Genomic DNA, 19468 nt, shown 5'->3' with positions numbered 1-19468 from the left:
GCGGCGGCGCGGCGCATGCGGTCAGTCCACCAGGGGCAGCAGCTCCGGAAGATGTCCGTCGGACGCGGCGGCGGCCTGCTGCCGCTCCTCGGACACCTCGCCGTACAGCGTCGTCCGCGGCTTCGCCGGCCGGCCCGCCGCCTCGGCGATCGCGACCAGATCCTTCACCGAGCGGTACGAGCCGTAACTGGAGCCCGCCATACGGGAGATGGTCTCCTCCATCAGGGTGCCGCCGAGGTCGTTGGCGCCCGAGCGCAGCATCTCGGCCGCGCCCTCCGTGCCCAGTTTCACCCAGCTGGTCTGGATGTTGGTGATGTGCGGGTGCAGCAGAAGGCGGGCCATCGCCATCACGGCGCGGTTCTCGCGGGTGGTCGGCCCCGGCCGGGCGATACCGGCGAGATAGACGGGCGCGTTGGTGTGGATGAAGGGCAGGGTCACGAACTCCGTGAACCCGCCGGTCTCCTGCTGGATCCGCGCCAGCGTCCGGAAGTGGCCGAGCCAGTGCCGGGGCTGGTCCACATGCCCGTACATCATGGTCGAGCTGGACCGGATGCCGAGTTCGTGCGCCGTGGTGACGACCTCGATCCAGGTCGCGGTGGGCAGTTTGCCCTTCGTCAGCACCCAGCGGACCTCGTCGTCGAGGATCTCGGCCGCGGTGCCCGGGATCGAGTCGAGCCCGGCCTCCTTCGCGGCGGTCAGCCACTCGCGGATCGACAGACCGGTCCGGGAGGCGCCGTTGACGACCTCCATCGGGGAGAACGCGTGCACATGCATCCCCGGGACGCGCTCCTTCACCGCGCGCGCGATGTCGAAGTACGCCGTGCCCGGCAGGTCGGGGTGGATACCGCCCTGCATGCACACCTCCACCGCACCGACGTCCCACGCCTGCGCCGCCCGGTCGGCGACCTGGTCGAGGGAGAGGGTGTACGCGTCGGCGTCGGTGCGCCGCTGCGCGAAGGCGCAGAAACGGCAGCCGGTGTAACAGACGTTGGTGAAGTTGATGTTGCGCGTGACGATGTAGGTGACGTCGTCGCCCACGACATCGCGGCGCAGCTCGTCCGCGATCCTCGTCAGGGCGTCGAGGGCCGGCCCGTCGGCGTGCAGCAGGGCGAGTGCCTCGTCGTCGGTGAGCCGGGTGGGATCGTCGGCCGCGGTCTTCAGCGCACCGCGCACATCCGTGTCGATGCGCTGCGGCACCATCCCGGGCGCCGCGGCCTCGCGCAGCGACTCCCAGTCGCCGTACACCTCGTCGAAGTCGTCGCGGCGGTCGTGGGTGCGGCCGTCGGTGTCGATGGTGCGGTGCAGATCGGTGCGTCCGACGGCGGTGAAGCCCTCGTCGGGCTCCTGCCACGGGTGGCCCTGGACGGGGGCGTCGGGGTTGGCGAGCCCGGTCTCCGGATCGGCCAGTGCCCGTACGTGCGGCATGAGCCGCGGATCGAGCCACGGCTCACCGCGCCGGACGAACTCCGGGTACACACAGAGCCGTTCCTCCAGCCGGAAGCCCGCGGCGGCCGACTGCTCGGTGAGGACGTCGATCTGCGGCCAGGGCCGCTCCGGGTTCACATGGTCGATGGTCAGCGGCGAGACCCCGCCCCAGTCGTCGATGCCGGCGCCGATGAGCCGTCCGTACTCGCTGTCCACGAGGTTCGGCGGTGCCTGAAGACAGGCGGACGGGCCCATGATGTGCCGGGCGACGGCGACGGTGGCCACCAGCTCGTCCAGCTCGGCGTCCGGCATACCGCGCATCGCCGTGTCCGGCTTGGCGCGGAAGTTCTGCAGGATCAGTTCCTGGATGCCGTGGTACGCCCGGGAGATCCGGCGCAGCGCGAACAGCGAGTCCGCGCGCTCCTCGTACGTCTCCCCGATCCCGATCAGCAGCCCACTGGTGAACGGCACGGAGCTGCGCCCCGCGTCCTCCAGCACGCGCAGCCGCACGGCGGGTTCCTTGTCGGGCGACCCGTGGTGCGGCCCGCCGGGCTCGCTCCACAGCCGGGTCGCGGTGGTCTCCAGCATCATCCCCATGGACGGCGCCACGGGCTTGAGCCGCTGGAAGTCGGTCCAGGTCATGACCCCGGGGTTGAGGTGCGGCAGCAGCCCGGTCTCCTCCAGGATCCGGATTGCCATGGCCCGTACGTACGCGATGGTGTCGTCGTACCCCTCGGCCTCCAGCCACTCCCGCGCCTCGGGCCACCGGTCCTCGGGCTTGTCGCCGAGCGTGATGAGGGCTTCCTTGCACCCCATCTCGGCCCCGCGTCGGGCGATGGCGAGCACCTCGTCGGGCGACATGAACATCCCGTGCCCGGCGCGCCGGAGCTTGCCGGGGACGGTGGCGAAGGTGCAGTAGTGGCACTTGTCCCGGCACAGCCGGGTGAGCGGAATGAACACGCTCTTGGAGTACGTGATGACCCCGGCCCGCCCGGCAGCCTCCAGCCCGGCGTCCCGCACCCGCGCGGCGGACGCACAGAGATCGTCGAGATCCTCCCCCCGCGCCTGCAACAGCACGGCGGCCTCCCCGACATCGAGAGCCACCCCGTCCCGGGCGCGCTTGAGTGCGCGCCGCATGGCGTTCCGGGTGGGCCGCGCGGGGGGTTCGGGCTGGTGATCGGTCATGGGGTCGAGGATACGAGCTGGTGGTGTGGTGGGTAGGGGGCGCAGTCCGGGGGGCGGGGCTCGGCCGGGGGGGAGGGCTGATCGCGTACGTTTGTGGGTCCGCACCTCGAGGCCGCGAGGCGAGGGGGCGTGGAGCACGTGATGGGCGACTTCCCGTAGCCGCAGGAGCACGCTGATGACCCCGATGGCAGAGCAGTGGCCGGCAGCCTCTGAAGCGTCGGCGGCACGTACCGTTTTCGGACCGCTCGGCGGCATCGAGGACGTCTTCCGTATGTGGCGGGTCAGGTTCCTCGCGGAGGTGCTGATGCCTTCGTCGTCGTCACCGGAAGGGATGCGGGAGGGATTCCGGGTGTACGCGCATGCGCTGGAACGCACGTTGTCTCAGCCGTGGGGGCGCCGGTGAACACCGCGGCAGATTCGTCGAGCACACCATCGCGCGGCGAGCGAGCGAGGGAAGTCCTCAGTGCATACGGCTGCCTGGCATGGTTCAGGCACCCTGTTGAGAGGCACCCGACATACGGGTATCTCCAAGTTCCTTTTGTCGCGTGGCGATTCGAGACACCGCATGACGAACTTCGAGAGATCTTCGATTCGGCCGCGCGCACGGCTCCCACGAACGCGGAGTGGACGTTCACATCCAGGAGGAACTGGATGATCGCCCCGTCGCGCTTGATCGAGAAGGCGGGGCCGGATGGCTCGTTGTTCAACGAGGCAGCCCTTTCGATCACTACCAGCGATCAGGGGTTCTGCGCCGCAGCGACTGAGGACCTCGCAGCCATCCTCCGAGAACTGGCGGGGTAGCGGCCGGCGCGGACTACAGGCAACAACTGGACAAGAGGAAGAACCGCGCCCGAGATGAGGAGGCGCGCCGAACTGGAGACGTGGCCGTGACCGCCATTCAACTGATCGCCTCGTTCGTAGCGACGGGTCGGCTGCACGGGGTCGGCATCGGCTCGACCCTCAGCGAGGTCGACCGGGCCATTCCCTCCAGCCACGTGGACGTGGTGGACGAGAGCGGCCTCTCCCTGCGACGGGACTATGGCTTCCTGGAGTTCTACTTCAACCCGGGGCCGGACTGGGTGGTGAGCGGCGGGGCGCTCGAACTGCACAGGTTGGCGTCGGGATACGAGCGAGCCGAGAAGTGGCGTCAGGACATGCAGGTCGACCTCCCGCAGTACCTGCCATGGGCCGACTTGCGAGAGGAACTCGCTCGGACTCCCGACTCCCCCGCCCTCGCGGAGACGGATCAGGGCGACTTTCTCGAGTACCGGGCAGCGGCGACGAAGGTGTCGGTGATCGTGAGCAACGACCATGAAGAGCGCGACTCATGGGTGGGGCACGGCGATGTGTGGAGCGTCAGCTTGGGCTGATCCGGCGCTCGGGCCGCCCAGCGGACCGCACGGCGTCACACCACCCGGGGTACTCGCGCGGGAGGCCGAATGACCGGTCGAGCTGAGTCCTGCAGAACTGTCGTCCCACGCATCCGTGCAGGTGCCATCGGCGGTGGCCCGGGAGATCCTCTCCGAGATGCACATCCACGTGCCACGCACCGGCAACGGGGACGCACTTCCATGCCGGACAGTAGAAGGGAGGCGGCCATAACGTGGACATGATGGGAGAGCGATACCAACAGGTCGGCGACAAGCATCACATCTACCACAAAGAGCGATAGGACGTTCGGGCCATGGGTGAGGAATTGAGAGATAGGCTACTTCTCTCGACAGAGAAGAAGCGGAAGGTTCACATCGAGCAGAGCTTGCCGGCTGAAGTTTTTCTGGGATTCACGAACGACTTCGAAACCCCGGACTGGGTAAGCGAATCGTTGTCGACATTTCGACGCACGGATTCTCGACCTGCGCATTCGATCGTCACGGAAAACCTGGCGGAGCTGGGGTCCTGGATTGAATCCATGGCAAGGTGTACCGACTTGGGGGACGCATTGCTCACTCAGACCGGACTGCGAAACTTTCCATGGCTGAAATGCGCCTGCAAGTCGCCAGGTTGGGCCGAGGCGCTACTCACGGCAATCGGCCGAGATGTCACTCTCCTTTCCCTGGACCAGCACAAGATGATCGTCATCTTCGAGGAAGAGTACGAATACATCGCGTTTACGGCAACGAGCTCCCCATGACGGAGACCCCTGACACCATGGCCGAAATGAGCAGGATTCAGATCGAATCCCTGGAGGAGTCGAGCGACACCGGAGGGACCTGCATCGTCCGGTGCGTCGGGGGCGTGCCTCGCGTCGGCGATGTCTTCACCAGCGACGAGATTTCCGGCCGCGGGCACCCCCAGGTGCGACTCACTCTGGATCGAATCGAGCGATACGAAGGACGATTCGTGGAGTTCTTCGATCCTCCCCACGCGGCCAGAATTCATGTGTCGGGAGAAGGCGTTGGCCTGCTCACCAGAGGGTCGATCATCACCTCAGCAGCCGAGTCGGTCCCGCCGGACCCGTCATGAACGCGCCTGACACCGACGCGACATGGGCGTCCTTGACGGAGGCAACTCTCGCGAGCATCAAAGCAAGCGACGCACGACGATTGAGCGTCGAGCGCTCGCGAGTGGCGCCAGACGTCCGGGAAAAGATCACCGAGCCTGTCTACTCGCTCAAGAACAGGTTCTTGTTCTGGGAGCGATTGGTTCGGCGTATGGAGGCCGACTGGCAGGTCGAGGGTCAGTACCCCATCAGTGCCTACTCCAACGACCTCGACTCCAGGGACCAGCTGCAGGTTTCCCTCGGTGAACTCCCCGACACCGCCCAGGCGGCCCTGGCCGGCCTCCTGAGAGCTCTCGACGCGCGCTTCATGCACCGGACAGAGCCCGACGGGACCGGCGAACTCCGCCCCTGGCTGCGGCCGTCCTCCGGTACGACTTGGCACGGTTTCTGGCTGCGCAAACCCGTGGTCGTTCCCTGGTGAACCTCAGCGGATCGACCAGAGCTCCACCCCGCCCGTCCCTCAACGTGTACTGAAAGCCCCACCCGCCCGCACCCCCAGTACACGACCCATCCCCCCTCCGGGTACCACCCGCGCCCCCGCACGCGTGTCTCCCCGGCCCGCCCCCAAGATCGCGGCAGCCTCTGGGGGCGTGACCACCTCACGGCTCGTCCTCGTCGCTCTGCTCACCGTCGCCGCCGTACCCGCCGCCGCCCTCGTGCCCCTTCAGGGGCCCCGCAGCGGCGCTCCGACCGTTCAGGCCCCCGAGGTCTCCACGTACTGCCCGTACTCGTCCAGCACCCGCAGCACCTCGCTCTCACCCTCCGGCGGGAGTTGCAGCACGACCTCCTCCACACCCAGTTCCGCGTAGTGCGCCAGCTTGCCCGGTGAGGGCAGGACCGCGTACGGGACCACTTGCAGGGAGTTCTCGGAACGGCCCGCCGCCGACCAGGCCTCGCGCAGGACCGGGAGCGACTCCGACAGGCCGCGGCCGCCGATCGGGAGCCAGCCGTCCGCGTACTCCGCGATGTGGGAGAACAGCTTCGGGCCCGCCGCGCCGCCGATCAGGGTGCGGGGGCCGCTGATCGGCTTCGGGTAGGCGTCGGAGGCGCGGACCGAGCCGAACTCGCCCTTGTACGCCGTCGGTTCCGCCGTCCACAGCGCCCTCATCAGGCGCATCCGGTCGCGGCCCAGTTCGCGACGCGTCGTCCACTCGACGCCGTGGTCCGCCGCCTCCTCCTTGTTCCAGCCGAAGCCGAGACCCAGCGTGAAGCGGCCACCGGCCAGGAAGTCCAGCGTGGCGATCTGCTTCGCCAGGTCGATCGGGTCGTGCTGGGCGATCAGGGTGATGCCCGTGCCGAGGCCGAGCTCCGAGGTGACCGCCGCCGCCTGGCCGAGGGCCACGAAGGGATCCAGCGTGCGGCCGTACTCGGGCGGGAGGTCGCCGCCCGCGGGGTACGGCGTCACGCGCTCCACCGGGATGTGGGTGTGCTCGGGCAGATAGAGCCCGGCGAAGCCCCGCTCCTCCAGTTCGCGTGCGAGCCGTACCGGCGTGATCGTCTCGTCGGTGAGGAAGATCGTGGTCGAGATCCGCATACGGAACCCTCCGTCATCGTCTCTGGTGGCGGCCCAAACGTATGCCGTACGGTGCCAGATGCCGAGAGCCCGGCGACACCGGGCCAGAGCCTGTCTTCTGGATCAGGCCCTCGGCCACAACGGGGAGGTTCCGCTTCATGATGCGTGTACGTATCGCCACCACGGCCCTGGTGCTGTCCGGGGCACTGCTGGTGGGTGCGCCGGTCGCTTCGGCATCGCCCGCGCCGACCGCGGTGACGGCGGTGACGGCGGTTCAGAAGCCGGGCTCGGCGCCGCAGGCCGGCACCTCGTCGACCGTCGCCCAGGCGGACACCCAGGCCTCGACGGTCGACAAGGCCCGCAAGAGCAAGAAGAAAAAGAAGAAGAAGGGCGGCTTCGGGGCCGGGCTGATCATCGGCCTGGTCATCATCGTCGCGCTGATCGTCATCATCGCGCTCCTCGTACAGCGGCGGAAGAAGCAGACCGGCTGAGAACCGCCCCCGAAAGGCGGCCGCCATCCGCCGAACCCCTTCCCTTGCACGGCAGTTCACGGCTCAATACCAGGGTTTGAGTACACCACTCCTGTCCCACTCACCGCCCCTGGGGAGCCGACGCCATGTGCAAGGACGAACACGCGCTGGGTAGACGCGGTCTGCTCGTGACGGGAGCCGCAGCCGCCCTTACGTTGGGCACTGTGAGCTTCGCGAACGCCGCGCCTGCCGGCGCCGGGGACAACACCGGCGACCACACCGAGGTCGTCCGCGGCACCCTGCCGCCGGGCTCGCCCGACTTCGTGTACCTGCCCGTCGAGATTCCGCGGGGCGTACGGGAACTGCACGTGGCGTACAGCTACGAGCGGCCCGTCGTACCGGCGGGCACCCAGGGCAACGCCCTGGACATCGGCATCTTCGACGAGCGGGGCACGGCGCTCGGCGGCAAGGGGTTCCGCGGCTGGTCGGGCGGCGCCCGCACCGAGTTCTTCATCCGGGCCGACGAGGCGACGCCCGGGTACATCCCGGGGCCCGTGCGCGCCGGGACGTGGCACATCGCGCTCGGGCCGTACACCGTGGCGCCGCAGGGTCTCGCGTACGAGGTGACCATCACCCTGCGGTACGGCGCCCCCGGCCGGACGCCGAAGCCCGTCTATCCGCCGGAGCGGGCCAAGGGCCGTGGCCGGGCCTGGTACCGGGGCGACTGCCATGTGCACTCCGTGTACTCGGACGGCCGGCGCACCCTCGCCGAGATCGCCACACTGGCACGGGCAGCCGGGCTCGACTTCATCAACTCCTCCGAGCACAACACGCACTCCGCGCACGCGCACTGGGCGGACCTCGCGGGCGACGATCTGCTCATCCTGACGGGCGAGGAGGTCACGACCCGCAACGGGCACGTCCTGGCGCTCGGCACCGACCCGGGGACGTTCGTCGACTGGCGCTACCGCGCCAAGGACAACCGCTTCGGGCACTACGCGGGCGAGATCCGGCGGGCCGGCGGTCTGGTCGTGCCCGCGCACCCGCACGCCACCTGCATCGGCTGCAACTGGAAGTTCGGCTTCGGCGAGGCGGACGCGCTGGAGGTGTGGAACGGCCCCTACACGCCCGACGACGAGGTGTCGCTCGCGGACTGGGACAGCACGCTGGCCGTCGCCGCCCGTTCGCGCGGGCGCTGGACCCCGGCCATGGGCAACAGCGACGCGCACCGCGACCCGGACCCCATCGGCACCCCGCAGACCGTGGTGCTCGCCGACGACCTGACCCGGGAGGCGATCCTCGAGGGCATCAGGGCGGGCCGCAGCTATGTCGCCGAGTCGAAGGCGGTGTCGCTGTCGTTCTCGGCGACGGGAGGCCGCGGGAAGCAGGCCGGGATCGGTGAGCGCCTGCGCGTCGACGAGGACACCCCGGTGACGGTCCGCCTCGAGGTCACCGGCGCCCCGGGCTGCTCGGCGCGGTTCGTGACCGACCAGGGCGTGCTGCACACCGTGACCCTGCCGGCGTCGGGCACGGGGACGGTGGAGTGGCGTACGACTCCGCAGTACGCGACCTATGTACGCGCCGAGGTCCGGCACCCGGTTCTCGTGCCGGGGCTGCCGGGTCCGCTCGCCGCGTTCACCAACCCGGTGTTCCTCGGGAAGTAGGACGCGGAAGGGCTGCCGGGACCTCGCAGTACGCGGACGGGCTGCCGGGGACCCCCCGGGACCCCGGCAGCCCGTCCGGTCAGTCCGCCGTCACCAGCGACGGCGTGTCCTTCGTCAGTACCTCGCCGCGGAAGAACGCCGGGCTGCGGCGCTGCATCACCAGCATCAGCACCACGCCGAGCAGCAGCAGCCCGACGCCGATCACGAAGACCGAGCCGACACCGAAGACCGCCGAGCCGCTGCCGTACGCCGGGTCCCACATGTCGTACAGCGTCTTGCCGAACACCGCGGCCAGCAGGACACCGCCCAGCAGCGGGAAGAGGCCCTTGAAGACGAAGTCGCGTCCGGAGTTCAGGAGTTCGCGACGGAAGTACCAGGCGCAGGCGAAGGCCGTGAGGGCGTAGTAGAAGCAGATCATGAGGCCGAGGGCGTAGATGGTGTCGACCAGGACGTGCTCACTGACCAGGGTCATCACCGTGTAGAAGACGCCGGTGGCGACACCGGCCACCACGGTCGCGCGGCCCGGGGTCTTGAAGCGCGGGTGGACGCGGGCGTACGACGGCGGCAGGGCCTCGTACGCCGACATCGCGAGCACCGTGCGGGCGACGGGGATGAACGTCGTCTGGAGGCTGGCCGCCGCCGACGCGAGGACCGCGAGGAAGAGCAGGATGCCGAGGCCGGGGCCCATCACCGGGCCGGCGAGCGCCGCGAAGACGTTGTCGGAGGTCTCGGGGTTGGCGAGTCCGAGGCCCTTTTCACCGGAGCCGACGGCCATCTGGGCGGCGACGCCAGTGGCGAGGTAGGAGCCGACCAGGACGACCATCGCGATGAGGGCGGCGCGGCCGGGGGTCCTGTCGCTGCCGGTCGTCTCCTCGTTGGCGGTCAGGCAGGCGTCCCAGCCCCAGTACATGAAGATCGAGAGGGACAGTCCGGCGGTGAAGGCTGCGAAGGACTGCACGGCGAAGGGGTTCAGCCAGGAGAAGGAGAAGTCGAGACCGGTCGAGAACTCGCCGCTGCCCGCCTTCTGGAAGGCCATCGCGACGAAGACGGCCAGCACGAGCAGTTGCAGGCCCACGAGCGCGTACTGCACGCCCTTGGTCGCGGTCATGCCCCGGTAGCTGATCGCCGTGGCGATCGCGATGAGGACGAGGCAGGTGAGGATGTGCACGGGCTTGCTGTCGTCGAGCGCCGCCACCGACCCGCTGCCGGTGATCTCGCCCGCGAGGAGCCAGAAGTACGAGGTGGCCACGCCCGCCAGGTTCGAGAGCACGATGATCGTCGCGATCACCAGGCCCCAGCCGCACATCCAGCCGAGGCGCGGCCCGAAGGCCTTCACGGTCCAGGTGAAGGACGTGCCGCAGTCGGGCATCACCCGGTTCAGCTCGCGGTAGGCGAAGGCGACCAGCAGCATCGGCAGGAAGCCCGCCAGGAACACCGCGGGCATCTGCAGCCCGACCTCGCCGGCCGTGGAGCCGAGGGTGGAGGTCAGACAGTAGACGGGGGCGACGGTCGAGACGCCGATGACGGCGCTGCCCATCAGTCCGACGGAGTTGCCGCCGAGTCCCTTGGTGCGTACGCCCCCGTCGGAGGCGCCCCGTACCGTGTCTCCGGCCTGGGGCCGCGCATCCAGCTGAGTCATGAACAGGACGTTAAGGGCTGCGGTTTCCATATCCGGAGGTGTGAGATCCGGACACCGCTCCTTTCATTCCATGGCCCAGCGCGGGAAATGGGCACTGCATTAAAGGGCACGGCACATCATCGCCCGGTCTACCGCAGGCCGTGAGGGCATCCTTCCGGAATGCGGGAACCGCAGCAGTGTCCGTTTTGACCGGTTTCCAAATTTTCCCGCGCTGTTTTCAGCCCGGCCAGACGACCGCCTGCACCTCGCTGTACGCCTGCAGTGCGTAGGACCCCACGTCCCGGCCGACCCCGCTGCGCTTGAATCCGCCGAACGGCGCCTCCATGTTCCGGCCGATGGTGTTCACACCCACCCCGCCCGCCCGCAGCTCGCCCGCGATCCGGAAGGCCCGCGCGACGTCGCCCGACCACACGTAGTCGATCAGGCCGTAGTCGCTGTCGTTGGCGAGCGCGATGCCCTCCTCCTCCGTGTCGAAGGGGACGACCACCACCACCGGGCCGAAGATCTCCTCCCGCACGACGCGCATCCCGGCCGTGCAGTCCGCGAAGAGCGTGGGGGCGACGTAGAAGCCCTTCTCGAACTCCGGACGCTCGCCGCCCGCGACGAGCCGGGCGCCTTCCTTGCGGCCCAGTTCGATGTAGGACTCCACCCGGTCGCGGTGCGCGGCAGAGATCACCGGGCCGACCACCGTTCCCCGCTCGGCCGGATCGCCGGTCTTGAGGTGCCCGGCGTAGGCCGCCAGCTTCTCCACCAGCCGGTCATGGATCCCGCGCTGCGCGATCACCCGGGTCGGGGCCGTGCAGATCTGCCCGCTGTAGAAGGAGAACGTCGTCCCGATGCCCTGAACGGCCGAGTCGAGGTCGGCGTCGTCGAAGACGAGGGCCGCGCCCTTGCCGCCGAGTTCCATCAGCTGGCGCTTCATTCCGCGGCCGCAGACCTCGGCGATGCGCTGACCGACCTCCGTCGAACCGGTGAAGCTGACCATGTCGATGTCCCCGGAGTCGACCGCGGCCTCGCCGGCGGCGGGCGCGGACCCGGTCACCACGTTCACCACGCCCGGCGGTACGCCCGCCTCCGCCAGCGCCTCGGCCATCCGGTACACGGACAGCGGGTCCTGCGGGGCGGGCTTCACGACGACCGTGTTGCCCATGGCGAGCGCGGGTGCGACCTTGCCCGCCGGGTTGGCCCAGGGGTTGTTGTACGAGGTGATGCAGGTGACGACGCCGACCGGACGGCGCACCGCGAGCGCGCCGAACACTCCGGCCCGCCCCATCGGGCCCGCCGCGTTGATCTGCGGGGGCAGCGCCTGCTCGACGGGTTCCAGGGCGCCCCGCGCATAGCGACGGAAGCGCGCCGCACCGACCGCGACCTGCATCCCGCGCGCGGTGGCGGTGGTCGCCCCGCTCTCCGCGCGGGCGAGTTCGGCGTACGGCTCCGCCTCGCGCTGGATGACGTCGGCGGCCGCGTCCAGGATCCGGGCGCGCTCCTCGGGCTTTGTGCGCGACCAGCCGGCGAAGGCCTCGCGGGCCGCGGCGGCCGCCGCGTACACCTGCTCACGGCTCGCCTCGGGAGCGAGGCCGACGGTCTCCTCGGTCGCCGGGTCGACGACCTCGTAGTACCCGTCGTCGGGCTCGACCCACTCGCCGCCGATGAACAGCCGCTGGTTCACCGGGTGCTCACGGTCCTCGTGTCGCGGCCCGAACGCAGGATCGTGCCCGGGACCGCGCCGGTGACCCGGTCGTCCCGGATGGTCTCGACGCCGTTCACCCGCACCGAGACGATGCCGATCGCCTGGGCGTCCAGGCGCGGGCTGTCGCCGGGCAGGTCGTGCACCAGGGTCGCCGGGCCGGCCTCGATACGGTCCGGGTCGAACAGCACCAGGTCCGCGTGCCAGCCCTCGTGGATGCGGCCCCGCTCACGCAGGCCGAAGAGCTGCGCCGGGTCGTCGGTCAGCATCTTCACGGCCTCCTCCAGCGGCAGCAGCTTGCGGCCGCGCAGACAGTCGCCGAGGAAGCGGGTGGTGTAGGGCGCGCCGCACATCCGGTCCAGATGGGCGCCCGCGTCGGAGCCGCCGAGCATGACGTCCTCGTGCGCCCAGGTCTGCCGGCGCAGCTCCCAGGACGCGGGGTCGTTGTCGGTGGGCATCGGCCACAGGACCGTGCGCAGTTCGTCGTTGGCGCAGATCTCGACCAGGCAGGTGAAGGGGTCCTGGCCGCGTTCGGCGGCGATGTCGTTGACCACGCGGCCGCTGAGGCCGTCGTTCTCCTTGGCATAGGTGTCGCCGATGACGTAGCGGCCGAAGTTGGCGAGCCGGCGGAAGACACCGGCTTCCTTGGAGTCGGCGCGGCGCAGCATCTCCTCGCGCACGGCGGGGTCGCGGAGCTTCTCGATCCGCTCCGGGACCGGGAGGGCCAGGATCTCGCCCCAGCCGGGGATGAGGTTCAGCGCGCAGAACGTGCCGAGCGACATGTTCATGGGGGTGAGGATCGGCATGGTCAGCGCGACGATGCGGCCGCCTTCCCGGCGGGCGCGCTCGCTCGCCGTCAGCTGGCGCGGTACGCGTTCGGGCACGGACGCGTCGATGGTGAGCACGTTCCAGTTCAGCGGGCGTCCGGCGGCGGCGGACATCTGCACGAAGAGGTCGATCTCCTCGTCGCTGAACTGGTCCAAGCAGCCGGCGACGATCGCCTCCAGCTGGGTGCCCTCGTGGTCGGCGACCGCGCGGGAGAGCGCGAGGAGTTCGGCGGGCCCGGCGTGCCGGGAGGCGACCGGTTTGCCGTCGCCGTCCGAGTGCGTGGAGGACTGGGTGGTGGACAGGCCCCAGGCACCGGCGTCCATCGCCTCGTGGAAGAGGGCGAGCATCTGCTCCAGCTGCTCGGGGGTGGGCGTGCCGCCGACGGCGTCGGGGCCCATCACATGGCGGCGCAGGGCACAGTGGCCCACCATGAAACCGGCGTTGACGGCCGTCCTGCCCTCCAGCGCGTCCAGGTACTCGCCGAAGGTGTGCCAGTTCCAGGGCGCGCCCTCCTCCAGGGCGACCAGCGACATGCCTTCCACCTTGGACATCATCCGGCGGGTGTAGTCGGCGTCCTCGGGGCGTTCGGGGTTCAGCGGCGCGAGGGTGAATCCGCAGTTGCCGCCGGCGACGGTGGTGACGCCGTGGTTCATGGAGGGGGTGGCGTACGGGTCCCAGAACAGCTGGGCGTCGTAGTGCGTGTGCGGGTCGACGAACCCGGGGGTGAGGATCAGGCCGGTGGCGTCCTCACTCGTCCTGGCCTCCTCCTCGACGGTGCCGGGCGCGGCGATGACGGCGATGCGGCCGTCCCGTACGCCGACGTCGGCGACGAACGCGGGAGCGCCGGTCCCGTCCACGACGGTCGCCGATCGGATGAGGTGGTCGAGCATGGGAGTTCCTCTCTGTGAGCCGGGGGCGGCTTGGTGAGCCGGGGGCGGCTTGGTGAGCCGGGGCATCACCGTGGTGCGGGTCGGGTCGTCACCGTGGTGCGGGTCGGGTCGTCACCGTGGTGCGGGCCGGCGGAGGCACCGTGCGTACGGGCGGGGAGGTCGATGAGAGCGCCGGTGCCCGGAGGGCCATCCGCTCGGAGGGCCATGCGCTCGGAGGCCGGCCGGTCGTGGCACCGGCATCAGGGGGCTCAGGCACCGGGGCGCCCGTGGACCGGGCCCTCAGGAGCCCGGCGCCCCAGGGCGGGACCGCCGGGGCGCGGGCCTCGGCCCGGCCGGTGCGGCAGGCCGCTGCCGCACCACCCGGGCCGGGCCCTGATCCGAGGCTGCGGGCCGGGAAGCCGCTGCCCCCTCCGGCGCGGGCGACGTGCCCGCGCCGAAACCGGTCATGCTCCCGCGTTCCCGCGGAAGCGCGTGGTCCGGTGCACCGGATCCGTGTCGATCTGCGGGATCACATGCTCACCGATCAGCTTGATGGTGTTCATCGTGTCTTCGTAGGAGATCCCGATGGGCAGTCCGAACGACAGCTGGTCCGCCCCGGCCTGCTCCCAGCGCTTGCACTGCTGGAGCACCTCGCCCGGGTCGCCGCAGATCATGAGTTCCTCGGCGATGAGCAGCTCGATGATCTCCGCGCTGTACTCCGGCAGCAGCTCGGGCCATTCCGGGATGCCCTCGGGACGGGGGAAGGTGTCGTGGTAGCGGAACAGCAGCGACTGGAGGTAGTTGAGCCCGCCGCCGACGGCGATCTCGACCGCCTTCTCGTGCGTCTCCGCGCAGATGGCGGTGGACGTCACCATGACGTTGTCGTTGACGAAGTCGCCGATCGCGACGGCCTCCTTGACGGCCGTCTTGTACGACTCGACGACCCACTCCATGTCGGAGACCTTCTGCACGCTGAAGCCGAGGACGCCGAGCCCCTTCTTGCCGGCCATCGCGTACGAGGACGGGGAGCCGGCGGCGTACCACATGGCCGGGTGGGACGTTCCGTACGGCTTCGGCAGTATCTTCCGCGGAGGCAGGGACCAGTGCTTGCCCTGGAAGCCGACGTACTCGTCCTGGAGCCACATCTTGGGGAACTCCGCGATGGTCTCTTCCCAGATCTCCTTGGTGTGGTTCATGTCGGTGATGCCCGGCATGAACCCGAGGATCTCGTGGCTGCCCGCGCCGCGGCCGGTGCCGAACTCGAAGCGGCCCTCGGAGAGATGGTCGAGCATGGCGACCTTCTCAGCCACCTTCACGGGGTGGTTGACGGGTGCCAGTGGGTTGAAGATGCCCGAGCCCAGATGGATGCGGTCCGTCGCGTGCGCGAGGTAGCCGAGGTAGACGTCGTTGGCGGAGAGGTGCGAGTACTCCTCCAGGAAGTGGTGCTCGGAGGCCCAGGCGTACTTGAACCCGCTCCGGTCCGCCTGGATGACGTACTCGGTCTCCTCCATCAGCGCCTTGTGCTCGGCGAGCGGGTCGGTCTCGGCGCGCTTGCCGACATATCCCTGTACAAAGAGCCCGAATTCCAAGGGGGTTCACCGTCCCTATGTTTCTGACGGACCGTCAGATCGAATGCGTCGACTGTTCCACCGCGTGCTCCAAGCGTCAATAGCTGACGGAGCCTCAGAGAACGCTGACTCCGGCCAGCCAGCCGCCGTCGATCACGAACGGCTGCCCGGTGATGTACGAGGAGTCCTCGCAGGACAGGAACAGGGCGAGGCGCGCCACCTCGTCCGGCCGTCCCACCCGCCCCAGCGGCACCAGCTTCCGGTAGAGCTGGTCCAGCGCCCCGGGGTCCGTGCCCTCCGGATTGCTCATCGGGGTGTCCACCGCCCCCGGGCACACGGCATTGACCCGGATCCTCTTCGCCGCGAGTTCCAGGGCGGCGACCCGGGTGAGGCCGACGATCGCGTGCTTGCTCGCCGCGTACGCGCCGATGTAGGTCATCCCGGTCAGGCCCGCGTACGAGGCGGTGTTCACGATCGTGCCGCCGCCCGCGGCCTCGATCTCGGGCGCGACCGTCTTGATCCCCAGGAACACACCCACCTGGTTGACCTGGAGGACCTGCTGGAACTCCTCCAGGGGCGTGCTCACCAGCTCGTTGAAGCGCAGGATTCCCGCGTTGTTGACCAGCCCGTCGATCCTGCCGAACGCGCTCTTGGCCGCGGCGACCGCCGCGGTCCAGCCGTCCTCCTGGCTGACATCGAGATGCACGTACGCGGCCGTGTCCTCGCCCAGCTCCTTGGCGAGCGCCTCGCCCTGGTCGTCGAGCACGTCGGCGAGGACCACCTTGGCGCCCTCGGCCGCGAACAGCCGCGCCTCCTGCTCACCCTGTCCGCGCGCCGCGCCCGTGATGAGGACGACGCGTCCGTCGAGCTTTCCCATGGGTTTACTCCCTCGAGCCGTCACAAGCGGTCTCAGCTGTTGAGGTGCGGGGCGACCTCGGCGGCGAACGCCGCCATCTGGTCGGTCAGTTCGCCGCGGCTGCGGCTGCGGAAGCGCACCTGGATCTGCCGCACCCCCATGGCCGCGTATGCGCGCAGCGACTCGGCGATGGCGTCGGGCTTGCCGGTCAGGGTCCGCCGGCCGGTCTCCCAGTCCGGCTCCCCCACGTACAGGGGCTCGGTGATGGCCCCGATCTCGATGGGGTCGCCGATCCCGGCCTCCTCCCGCAGCTTCCGCAGCCGGGCTATCTGACCGGGGAGCTTTCCGCGCGGATCGCCCTGGGGCAACCAGCCGTCGCCGCGCAGGGCCGCCCGGCGCACGGCCGCCGGCGAGGAACCGCCCACCCAGACGGGGATCCGCGACTGGACGGGACGGGGCCGCTGGCCGAGCCCGGAGAACGAGAAGCGCTCCCCCGTGAACTCGGGGTACTCCTCCGGCCCGAGCGCGGCCCGCAGGGCGTCGATCGTCTCGTCGAGGACCGGCCCGCGCCCGGCGAAGTCGGCACCGAGCGCGTCGAACTCCTCCTGCACATGCCCGGCCCCGACCCCGAGGACGAGCCGCCCGCCGGAGAGATGGTCCAGGGTCGCGTACTGCTTGGCGCTGACCAGCGGGTGCCGCAGTCCGACCACGGCGACATGGCTGAGCAGCAGGACCCGTTCGGTGATGCCGGCGAGGAAGGCGAGCGTGGCCACCGGGTCGTACCAGACGGTGGACATGGCGTCGGCGAGCCGGCGCGGGATCGCGACATGGTCGCAGCTCGCGATGTACGCGAAGCCGGTCCTGTCCGCGGTCCTCGCTATCTCGGCGAGATCCTCCGCGCCCGCCACGGCCTCCCAGGACTCGGCGTAGATGGTGCTCTGCGACTGGACCGGGAGCTGCATCCCGTACGACAGCCGCCCTTCGGGCAGTACCTGCACATGCGCCATGCCGCTTCCTCCGCCTCGGACGCCGACGCGACCCGGTAGAACTGACGATCCGTCAATTACGAGTACCGGACCATCGTGATATCTGATGGCGCGTCAGACAAGGGGAGGGAGCGGGTCAGGTCACATCGAACCCCAGCGCGGCGGCGACGACCGCGGCCTGTTCCAGGTCGATCTTCGCCCCGGCGAGCTCCACGGTGAGGGGGTCCAGCGCGGACAGGTCACTGCCGCGCAGATCGGCACCGGACAGCTTCGCGCCGTGCAGCAGGGAGCCCGAGAGAGCGACACCGGTCACGGTCGCGCCCTCCAGTCGGGCCCCCGTGAGGTCGGCCTCCCGCATCCGGACACCCTCGAAGAGGGCGCTGCGCAGATCGGCGCCGGGCAGCGCGACGAAGGACCAGTCCCCGCCGCGGACCTGGAGGATGTTGAACGTGCACTGCTGGAAGACGCTGCCGACGGCCTTGCACTGCTCGAAGCGGGTGTCGAAGAAGGAGCACCGCTTGAAGGTGCAGTTGGTGAAGGCCGCGTTGGTGTGCCGCGAGGCGTTGAACTTCACCCCGGAGAAGGTGCACTCGTCGAAGATCCCGCCGTCGTTCTCCACCTCGGTCCAGTCGGTGTCGTAGAACGTGTGGCCGGTGTGGCGCTCGCCGGACAGATCTCTTCCGTACCAGTCCTCGTCCCGGACGACGGCTTTCCCGTCCGGGACCGGAGGACGGCCGGAAGAGGGGTGGATCGGGTCGCGTTCACGCCTGGGGGACATGCCTCCGATTGAACACCCCGCCACCGACAGCGGCCCGCTCGCGGCGCGGCGGACCGGCCGGCGCGGGCCCCGGCCGGCGGGCGCCGCGCCCGTGGGTCCCGGCGACGGGACCCCGCCACGGCATCACGGCTCCCGCGGGGTCACGGCCCCGCCCACAGGCCTTCCGCCGTCAGTCCCAGCAGCTCGATCGCGTTGCCCCGCACGATGCGGTCCACCACGTCCGGCGGCAGATGTCCCATCTGGGACTCGCCGACCTCACGGGACTTCGGCCAGGTCGAGTCCGAGTGCGGGTAGTCCGTCTCGTAGAGGACGTTGCCGACACCGATCGCGTCCAGGTTCTTCAGGCCGAAGGCGTCGTCGAAGAAGCAGCCGTAGACATGCTCGGCGAACAGCTCCGACGGCGGTCGCAGCACCTTGTCGGCGACGCCGCCCCAGCCGCGGTTCTCCTCCCAGACCACGTCCGCGCGCTCCAGGATGTACGGCATCCAGCCGATCTGGCCCTCCGCGTACATGATCCTGAGGTTCGGGAAGCGCTCGAACTTGCCGCTCATCAGCCAGTCGACCATCGAGAAGCAGCAGTTGGCGAAGGTGATCGTCGAGCCTACGGCCGGCGGGGCGTCCGCCGAGGTCGAGGGCATCTTCGAGGACGAGCCGATGTGCATGGCGATCACCGTCCCCGTCTCGTCGCACGCCCGCAGCAGCGGGTCCCAGTCGTCCGAGTGGACGGACGGCAGACCGAGGTAGGGGGGTATCTCGGAGAAGGCGACCGCGCGCACCCCGCGGGCGGCGTTGCGGCGGACCTCCTCGGCCGCGAGTTCCGCGTCCCAGAGCGGGATGAGGGTGAGCGGGATGAGCCGGCCCCGCGCCTCGGGGCCGCACCACTCCTCCACCATCCAGTCGTTGTAGGCCCGCACTCCGAGCAGGCCCAGTTCGCGGTCCTTCGCCTCGGTGAAGGTCTGCCCGCAGAAGCGGGGGAAGGTCGGGAAGCAGAGCGCCGACTGGACGTGGTTGACGTCCATGTCCGCGAGCCGTTCCGGGACGCTGAAGGAGCCCGGGCGCATCTGCTCGAAGGTGATGACCTCCAGCTTGATCTCGTCGCGGTCGTAGCCGACGGCGGTGTCGAGGCGGGTCAGCGGGCGGTGCAGGTCCTCGTAGACCCACCAGTCGCCGATGGGGCCGTCGTCACCCTTCGCGCCCATGACCGGGGCGAACTTGCCCCCCATGAAGGTCATTTCCTTCAGGGGCGCCCGGACGACGCGGGGGCCGATGTCCTGGTACTTCGACGGGAGCCGGTCCCGCCAGACGTTGGGGGGCTCCACCGTGTGGTCGTCCACCGAGATGATCTTCGGGAAGGTCTCCATGCGTCTTACCGTAGCGCCGATCTGACGGTTCGTCAGCTATCCGTGCACCGCGGAACCGCCCGGCGGCACACCGCGCCCCACACCCCCTCCCCAGCCCTTCCTCGACACCGCGGGACCCCGCAGGGGCCACTATACACGC

At 69.8% G+C, this 19468-nt stretch carries 17 protein-coding genes; 7 read left to right on the top strand and 10 right to left on the bottom strand.

Annotated elements, in window-relative coordinates:
* Nucleotides 1-21 precede the first annotated feature (21 nt).
* Nucleotides 22-2610: a bifunctional FO biosynthesis protein CofGH gene (locus tag RPQ07_RS21260; protein ID WP_313945760.1), complete on the bottom strand. Its 2589-nt coding sequence runs from the start codon at nt 2608-2610 to the stop codon at nt 22-24.
* 175 nt (nt 2611-2785) lie between these two features.
* On the opposite strand from RPQ07_RS21260, the gene RPQ07_RS21255 reads away from it, so the two are divergent.
* From RPQ07_RS21255 to RPQ07_RS21235, 5 genes are all read left to right on the top strand, one after another.
* A complete protein-coding gene (locus RPQ07_RS21255) occupies nt 2786-3013 on the top strand; it encodes a hypothetical protein (protein WP_313945759.1) in 228 nt (75 codons plus the stop codon).
* A gap of 484 nt (nt 3014-3497) precedes the next feature.
* Nucleotides 3498-3980 (top strand): hypothetical protein, encoded by a 483-nt coding sequence (locus tag RPQ07_RS21250; protein ID WP_313945758.1) that lies wholly within the window; start codon nt 3498-3500, stop codon nt 3978-3980.
* Nucleotides 3981-4294: 314 nt separating this feature from the next.
* Nucleotides 4295-4741 carry a hypothetical protein gene (locus tag RPQ07_RS21245; RefSeq protein ID WP_313945757.1) on the top strand — a complete coding sequence of 149 codons (447 nt, stop codon included), beginning with the start codon at nt 4295-4297 and terminating at the stop codon, nt 4739-4741.
* Nucleotides 4738-5073 carry a hypothetical protein gene (locus RPQ07_RS21240; protein WP_313945756.1) on the top strand — a complete coding sequence of 112 codons (336 nt, stop codon included), beginning with the start codon at nt 4738-4740 and terminating at the stop codon, nt 5071-5073. Before RPQ07_RS21245 ends, RPQ07_RS21240 begins: the two co-directional genes overlap by 4 nt.
* A 188-nt stretch (nt 5074-5261) precedes the next feature.
* Entirely contained in the window at nt 5262-5531 is a 270-nt protein-coding gene (locus tag RPQ07_RS21235) for a hypothetical protein (RefSeq protein ID WP_313945755.1), read from the top strand.
* Nucleotides 5532-5804: 273 nt separating this feature from the next.
* Here RPQ07_RS21235 and RPQ07_RS21230 read toward each other — a convergent pair whose 3' ends face one another.
* A complete protein-coding gene (locus tag RPQ07_RS21230) occupies nt 5805-6644 on the bottom strand; it encodes an LLM class F420-dependent oxidoreductase (RefSeq protein WP_313945754.1) in 840 nt (279 codons plus the stop codon).
* 137 nt (nt 6645-6781) lie between these two features.
* Here RPQ07_RS21230 and RPQ07_RS21225 point away from each other — a divergent pair, with 137 nt between their 5' ends.
* Together RPQ07_RS21225 and RPQ07_RS21220 are read left to right on the top strand one after the other, a co-directional pair.
* Nucleotides 6782-7114 carry a hypothetical protein gene (locus RPQ07_RS21225; RefSeq protein ID WP_313945753.1) on the top strand — a complete coding sequence of 111 codons (333 nt, stop codon included), beginning with the start codon at nt 6782-6784 and terminating at the stop codon, nt 7112-7114.
* A 125-nt stretch (nt 7115-7239) separates the two neighbouring features.
* Nucleotides 7240-8757, top strand: coding sequence for a CehA/McbA family metallohydrolase (locus RPQ07_RS21220; RefSeq protein WP_313945752.1), 1518 nt, complete (start codon nt 7240-7242; stop codon nt 8755-8757).
* Nucleotides 8758-8836: 79 nt separating this feature from the next.
* Here RPQ07_RS21220 and RPQ07_RS21215 read toward each other — a convergent pair whose 3' ends face one another.
* The 8 genes from RPQ07_RS21215 to RPQ07_RS21180 all read right to left on the bottom strand — a co-directional run bounded on the left by RPQ07_RS21215 (nt 8837) and on the right by RPQ07_RS21180 (nt 19329).
* The gene (locus RPQ07_RS21215; protein WP_313945751.1) at nt 8837-10396 is read right to left on the bottom strand and encodes an APC family permease; all 1560 of its coding nucleotides are present in this window, start codon (nt 10394-10396) and stop codon (nt 8837-8839) included.
* 217 nt (nt 10397-10613) lie between these two features.
* The gene (locus RPQ07_RS21210; RefSeq protein ID WP_313945750.1) at nt 10614-12065 is read right to left on the bottom strand and encodes an aldehyde dehydrogenase family protein; all 1452 of its coding nucleotides are present in this window, start codon (nt 12063-12065) and stop codon (nt 10614-10616) included.
* On the bottom strand, nt 12062-13801 hold the full coding sequence (locus RPQ07_RS21205) for a D-aminoacylase (protein WP_313945749.1): 1740 nt from the start codon (nt 13799-13801) through the stop codon (nt 12062-12064). The genes RPQ07_RS21210 and RPQ07_RS21205 overlap by 4 nt, the downstream gene beginning before the upstream one ends.
* 443 nt (nt 13802-14244) lie before the next feature.
* Nucleotides 14245-15369, bottom strand: coding sequence for an LLM class flavin-dependent oxidoreductase (locus RPQ07_RS21200; protein ID WP_313945748.1), 1125 nt, complete (start codon nt 15367-15369; stop codon nt 14245-14247).
* A gap of 94 nt (nt 15370-15463) precedes the next feature.
* Entirely contained in the window at nt 15464-16225 is a 762-nt protein-coding gene (locus RPQ07_RS21195; RefSeq protein ID WP_313945747.1) for a glucose 1-dehydrogenase, read from the bottom strand.
* Between the two features lie 32 nt (nt 16226-16257).
* On the bottom strand, nt 16258-17211 hold the full coding sequence (locus RPQ07_RS21190; RefSeq protein ID WP_313945746.1) for an LLM class F420-dependent oxidoreductase: 954 nt from the start codon (nt 17209-17211) through the stop codon (nt 16258-16260).
* A 115-nt stretch (nt 17212-17326) separates the two neighbouring features.
* Nucleotides 17327-17968: a pentapeptide repeat-containing protein gene (locus RPQ07_RS21185; RefSeq protein ID WP_313945745.1), complete on the bottom strand. Its 642-nt coding sequence runs from the start codon at nt 17966-17968 to the stop codon at nt 17327-17329.
* 140 nt (nt 17969-18108) lie between these two features.
* On the bottom strand, nt 18109-19329 hold the full coding sequence (locus tag RPQ07_RS21180; protein WP_313945744.1) for an amidohydrolase family protein: 1221 nt from the start codon (nt 19327-19329) through the stop codon (nt 18109-18111).
* Nucleotides 19330-19468 lie beyond the last annotated feature (139 nt).

This window comes from Streptomyces sp. AM8-1-1 (assembly GCF_032229325.1).
Taxonomy (GTDB): domain Bacteria; phylum Actinomycetota; class Actinomycetes; order Streptomycetales; family Streptomycetaceae; genus Streptomyces; species Streptomyces achmelvichensis.
Note: the sequence above shows the minus strand (reverse complement) of the source record. Positions and strands in the feature narration are given on the sequence as shown.